At 68.8% G+C, this 5,861-nt stretch carries 6 protein-coding genes and 2 pseudogenes; all 8 read left to right on the top strand.

The window, feature by feature from the left end; translation table 11 throughout:
• Positions 1-393, top strand: a 393-nt coding sequence (locus ASD25_RS27435) for a thiamine pyrophosphate-dependent enzyme (protein WP_235562907.1), incomplete at its 5' end; no start/stop codon positions are given.
• A gap of 129 nt (positions 394-522) precedes the next feature.
• Positions 523-1,503 (top strand): alpha-ketoacid dehydrogenase subunit beta, encoded by a 981-nt coding sequence (locus ASD25_RS27430; RefSeq protein WP_369816700.1) that lies wholly within the window; start codon positions 523-525, stop codon positions 1,501-1,503.
• Between the two features lie 87 nt (positions 1,504-1,590).
• Positions 1,591-3,198: pseudogene (locus ASD25_RS27425) on the top strand (2-oxo acid dehydrogenase subunit E2); the annotation flags it as partial.
• Between the two features lie 14 nt (positions 3,199-3,212).
• A complete protein-coding gene (locus ASD25_RS33460) occupies positions 3,213-3,320 on the top strand; it encodes a 2-oxo acid dehydrogenase subunit E2 (protein ID WP_200943745.1) in 108 nt (35 codons plus the stop codon).
• Between the two features lie 5 nt (positions 3,321-3,325).
• Positions 3,326-4,723, top strand: coding sequence for a dihydrolipoyl dehydrogenase (gene lpdA / locus ASD25_RS27420; RefSeq protein WP_055827387.1), 1,398 nt, complete (start codon positions 3,326-3,328; stop codon positions 4,721-4,723).
• Between the two features lie 59 nt (positions 4,724-4,782).
• Positions 4,783-5,295, top strand: coding sequence for a hypothetical protein (locus ASD25_RS27415; protein WP_156376889.1), 513 nt, complete (start codon positions 4,783-4,785; stop codon positions 5,293-5,295).
• 67 nt (positions 5,296-5,362) lie between these two features.
• Positions 5,363-5,725: pseudogene (locus tag ASD25_RS27410) on the top strand (substrate-binding domain-containing protein); the annotation flags it as partial.
• Between the two features lie 47 nt (positions 5,726-5,772).
• Positions 5,773-5,861: hypothetical protein (locus ASD25_RS33455; protein WP_369816699.1), on the top strand; the 89-nt coding region annotated here is incomplete at its 3' end.

Here is a 5,861-nt window from a genome sequence, read left to right as displayed (position 1 = left end):
CTGGCCGTCTGGGCCGCGACCCAGTGGGCCGAGGAACGCGCCCGCTCGAACCAGGGCGCGACCGTCATCGAGCTGTTCACCTACCGCGGCGCCCCGCACTCGACCTCGGACGACCCCAGCCGCTACCGCCCCGCCGACGAGCACGACAAATGGCCGCTCGGCGACCCGATCGCCCGCCTGAAGCAGCACCTCATCGCCCTCGGCGAATGGTCCGACGACCAGCAGACGGCCGCCGAGGCCGAGGCCGTCGAACAGGTCCGCGCCGCCGGCAAGGAGTCCGAGGCCATCGGCACGCTCGGCCAGTCGCGCCCCTCGGTGAAGACCATGTTCGAAGAGGTCTATGCCACCGAGGACTGGCGCATCACCGAACAGCGCCGCGAGGTGGGGGTCTGATCGGTTCGAAGAGGTCTATGCCACCGAGGACTGGCGCATCACCGAACAGCGCCGCGAGGTGGGGGTCTGATCATGAGCGAGCAAACCACCTTCACCGACGCAGACCGCCAGGACGGCATCGAGCCGGACATGGTCGACCAGAACCACGCCCCGAAGTCGGAGGCGCCCGGTAACGGCGTCCAGCCGATGAACATGATCCAGGCCCTGAACTCGGCCATCGACATCAAGATGACCGAGGATCCGAACGTCCTCAGCTTCGGCGAGGACGCCGGCTATTTCGGCGGCGTCTTCCGCGTCACCGACCATCTGCAGAAGAAGCACGGCCTCACCCGCAGCTTCGACGCCCCGATCAGCGAATGCGGCATCGTCGCCGCCGCCATCGGTGCCAAGCTGCGCTACCGCTCGGGCGGCCAGTTCACCAGCCCGATCACCGTGCGCTCGCCCTACGGCGGGGGCATCTTCGGCGGCCAGACGCACTCACAGAGCCCCGAGAGCCTGTTCACCCACATCGCGGGGCTGAAGGTCGTCATCCCGTCCAACCCCTATGACGCCAAGGGCCTGCTGACCGCGGCCATCGAGGACGACGATCCGGTCATCTTCTTCGAGCCCAAACGCCTCTACAATGGGCCCTTCGACGGCTGGCACCAGAAGCCGGTCTCGCCGTGGAAGGCCCAGGAGCTGGCCCAGGTCCCGACCGGCAAATACGTCGAGCCGATCGGCAAGGCGCGCATCATGCGCGAGGGCGCCGACGTCACCATCCTCTGCTACGGCACCATGGTCTGGGTCAGCCTCGCGGGCGCCGAACACGCCGGCGTCGACGCCGAGGTCATCGACCTGCGCACCCTCGTGCCGCTGGACATCGAGACCATCGAGGCCAGCGTGAAGAAGACGGGCCGCTGCGTCATCGTCCACGAGGCCCCGAAAACCTCGGGCTTCGGCGGCGAGCTGTCGGCCCTGGTGCAGGAGCGCTGCTTCTATCATCTGGAGGCGCCGATCGCGCGGGTGACCGGCTGGGACACCCCCTATCCGCACGCCTTCGAGTGGGAATATTTCCCGGGACCCGAGCGGGTCGCCCTGGCCCTGAAGGCCGTCATGACCGGAGGGCGCTAGGATGGGCCGCTACGTCTTCAAACTGCCCGACGTGGGCGAAGGCACCGCCGAGGCCGAACTGGTAAGTCATGACCGGAGGGCGCTAGGATGGGCCGCTACGTCTTCAAACTGCCCGACGTGGGCGAAGGCACCGCCGAGGCCGAACTGGTCGCCTGGCACGTCACGGTCGGCGACACCGTCGCCGAGGACCAGATCATCGCCGACATCATGACCGACAAGGCCACGGTCGAACTGACCTCGCCGGTCGCCGGCAAGGTCCTGGCCGCCCACGGCGAACCCGGCCAGCAGCTGGCCGTGGGCTCGCCGCTGGTGGAGTTCGAGGTCGAGGGCGCGGGAAATGCGTCGGCCGAGGCCGCCCCGGCTCCTGCCAAGGCTGAACCGGCTCCCGCTCCGAAAGCTGAAGCGCCCAAGGTTGAGGCCGCGCCGGTCGCCCCGGCCGCCGCCGGCGGCAACTTCGTCTTCAAACTGCCCGACGTGGGCGAAGGCACGGCCGAGGCCGAGCTGGTCGGCTGGCACGTCAAGGTCGGCGACACCGTCGCCGAGGACCAGTTGCTGGCCGAGGTCATGACGGACAAGGCTACGGTCGAACTGACCTCGCCGGTCGCCGGGACCGTGGTCGCCCTGCATGGCGAAGCGGGCCAGCAACTCGCCGTCGGCGGCCCGCTGGTGTCGTTCAATGTCGAGGGCAAGGGCAATCAGGCGTCCGCGCGCGCGCCGGCCCCCGCGAAAGCGACCGAGATTTCGGCTACGCCTGCGCCTGTGAAGGCGGAGACTTCGAAGACGGCTTCGAAGACTTCGACGACAGCGCCCGTGAAGGCCGTCGCCGAAGCCTTCACCACCCGCGCCGCCGGCCAGCGCCCGCTGGCCTCGCCCGCCGTGCGCAACCGCGCCCGCGATCTCGGGATCGAGCTCCAGTTCGTGCCCGGCTCGGGCCCCGCCGGCCGCATCGAACATTCCGACCTCGACGGCTATGTCGCCTCGGGCGGTCGCGGATCGTCCGCACCCGGAGCATCGGCATCCTCGACCTACGCCAGGGCCGAAGGAACCACCGAAACCCGCATCATCGGCCTGCGCCGCAAGATCGCGGAGAAGATGGCCGAGAGCGTCCGCCGCATCCCCCACATCACCTATGTGGAGGAGATCGAGGAACTCCGCGCCCACCTGAACGCGACGAAGAAGAAGGACCAGCCCAAGCTSAACGTCCTGCCCTTCATCGCCCGCGCCATCGTCGTGGCCCTGCGCGACCAGCCGACCATCAACTCGCACTACGACGACGAGGCCGGCGTCCTGACCACCCACAACGCCGTCCATCTGGGCATCGCCGCTCAGACCCCGAACGGCCTGATGGTCCCAGTGGTCCGCAACGCCGAGGCGCGCGATCCCTGGGACACCGCCCTGGAAATCGCCCGCGTCTCGGGCGCGGCCAAGGACGGCTCGGCCAAACGCGATGAACTCAGCGGCTCGACCATCACCATCACCTCGCTGGGCACCCTCGGCGGCGTCGTCCACACCCCGATCATCAACCACCCCGAGGTGGCCATCGTCGGCCCCAACAAGATCGCCGAACGCGTGGTGGTCAAGGACGGCCAGATGGTCGTGCGCAAGATGATGAACCTGTCCTCCAGCTTCGATCACCGCATYGTCGACGGCCACGACGCGGCGGTCTTCGTMCAGCGCATCAAGGGCCTGCTGGAGCACCCCGCGACAACCTGTCCTCCAGCTTCGATCACCGCATYGTCGACGGCCACGACGCGGCGGTCTTCGTMCAGCGCATCAAGGGCCTGCTGGAGCACCCCGCGACCCTCTGGATGAACTGAGMACCATGGCTGAATCCATCAAAACCAAGGTCCTGATCATCGGCGCCGGCACCGGCGGYTATGTCGCSGGCATCCGCTGCGGCCAGCTGGGSCTCGACACMGTGCTGGTGGACGGCGGAGACGGCCTCGGCGGCACCTGCCTCAACGTCGGCTGCATCCCCTCCAAGGCCATCATCCACGCCGCCTCGAAATTTGAGACGGTGTCCAAGGCCGCCGACGGCGGCACSCTGGGCATCACCGCCGCCAAACCCGCCATCGACCTGTCGCAGACGGTGGCGTGGAAGGACGGCATCGTCAAAAAGCTGAACGCCGGCGTCGCCGCCCTGCTGAAGAAGTCGAAGGTCAAGGTCATCAAGGGCTGGGCGACCTTCTCCGACGCCAAGACCTGCACGGTGAATACCGCCGAGGGCGACATCGTCATCAGCGCTGAACACGTCATCCTCGCCACCGGCTCGGAGCCGGTCGAACTGCCGTTCCTGAAATTCGGCGGCGACGTCATCTCCTCGACCGAGGCCCTGTCCCTTTCGGCGGTGCCGAACAAGCTGGTCGTGGTCGGCGGCGGCTATATCGGGCTGGAGCTGGGCATCGCCTTCCGCAAGCTGGGGGCCGAGGTCGCCATCGTCGAAATGGCCGACCGCCTGCTGCCGCTCTACGACAAGGCCCTGACCGATCCGGTCGCCAAATGGCTGGAGAAGCACGGCGTCGAACTGCATCTCGGCGCCAGGGCCGGCTCGTTCGAAAAGGGCCAGCTCAACGTCACCACCAGGGACGGCGCCGCTATCCAGCTCAAGGCCGACAAGGTCCTCGTCACCGTCGGCCGCCGTCCACGCACCCAGGGCTGGGGTCTGGAGAACATGGGCGTCGCCATGGCCGGCCCGTTCGTGAAGATCGACGACCGCTGCGCCACCTCGATGAAGAACGTCTGGGCTGTCGGCGACCTGACCGGCGAACCCATGCTGGCCCACAAGGGCTCGGCCCAGGGCGAGGTCGTCGCCGAGATCATCGCCGGCCATGACCGCCGCTTCGACCCCGTGACCATCGCCGCCGTCTGTTTCACCGAGCCCGAGATCGTATCCGCCGGCCTCGGTCCGCTGGACGTCGAGGGCCGCGACGACGTCATCACCGCCGTCTTCCCCCTCGCCGCCATCGGCCGCGCCCTGGCCATCGAGGCGGGCGAGGACGGCGGCTTCGTCCGCGTGCTGGCGTCGAAGGGCGACCACCGCCTGCTCGGCGTCCAGGCCGTCGGCCAGCACGTCGCCGAAATGTCCAACAGCTTCGCCCAGATGCTGGAGATGGGCGCGGTGCTGGAGGATGTCGCGGGCGTGATCCACGTCCACCCGACCCTCGGCGAGGCCTTCCACGAAGCGTCGCTCCGGGCCCTGGGGCACGCCATCCACATATAACCGGGTTCGACATTGTTCGTGATCTGGGTATTCTCCTGTCATCCACTGGGGAGGGGACAATGAAGGCATCCACACGTATCGTCGCAGTGGTCGCGGCCGCCAGCCTGACCGGCTGCGCCTCCCACCCGCGCGGCTTCTCGCCGGTGATGGCGATCGCCCCGGCGGATCAGGCGGCCTTCGAGACGGCCTTCAACGTCTGCAGCGCCGAGGTCGCGGCGGGCCGCCGGGACAGCTTCCGCTCGGGCCGCGGCGGCTCGGCGGCGGGCGGCATGGCCATCGGCGGCGCGGCCGCCCTCGCCACGGGGGCCTCTGCGGCCTCCGGGGCCGGGATGATGGCCGGTGCGGCCGCGGGGGCCGGACTGGCCATCGGCCTGGTGGTCTTCGCCCCGCTGGCGATCGTCGGCGTGTCGTACGTCCAGCGCGCCAACAAGGAGCGCGAGATCAAGACCGCGATGACCACCTGTCTGGCGGAAGAGGGTTATGTCGTCGACGACTGGCGCATTCCCGCCCGCGGCGCGACCGGTCCGGCCTCGCCGACGCGGGCGTCTCCCGTCGCCGAACCGTCACGTTAGCATCCACCCGACCGTCACAAACCTGTGCTCCAAGCGGCTCGACACCGCCTTTGTCCGGAGACTGACGATGACCCGCACCCTTCTCGCCGCCGCCTCGACGATCGCCCTGCTCGCCCTCGGCGCCTGCAGCAACGACCAGTCCGCGGGCGACCAGACCGCCCGCGCCGGCATCTGGGCCGCCGGCTCCTCGACYGTCTTCCCCTTCGCCACCCGCGTGGCMGAGAATTTCGCCCGCACCTCGGGCGGCGCCGCGCCGCGCGTCGAATCGCTGGGCACCGGCGGCGGCATCCAGGCYTTCTGYCAGGGCGTCGGCCCCAACACCCCTGACATCGCCAACGCCTCGCGCCCGATGAAGGCGTCGGAGTTCGAGCTGTGCCGCACCAACGGCGTGACCGACATCGTCGAGATCAAGATCGGCTTCGACTCTGTCAGGGCGTCGGCCCCAACACCCCTGACATCGCCAACGCCTCGCGCCCGATGAAGGCGTCGGAGTTCGAGCTGTGCCGCACCAACGGCGTGACCGACATCGTCGAGATCAAGATCGGCTTCGACGGCATCGTCATCGC

The organism is Brevundimonas sp. Root1423, from assembly GCF_001426805.1.
Note: the sequence above shows the minus strand (reverse complement) of the source record. Positions and strands in the feature narration are given on the sequence as shown.

Excerpts from the sequence above, each read along its gene's own strand:
- ASD25_RS27430 (WP_369816700.1), top strand. The coding sequence starts at position 523 with ATGGTCGACCAGAACCACGCCCCGAAGTCGGAGGCGCCCGGTAACGGC.
- ASD25_RS27415 (WP_156376889.1), top strand. The coding sequence starts at position 4,783 with ATGAAGGCATCCACACGTATCGTCGCAGTGGTCGCGGCCGCCAGCCTG.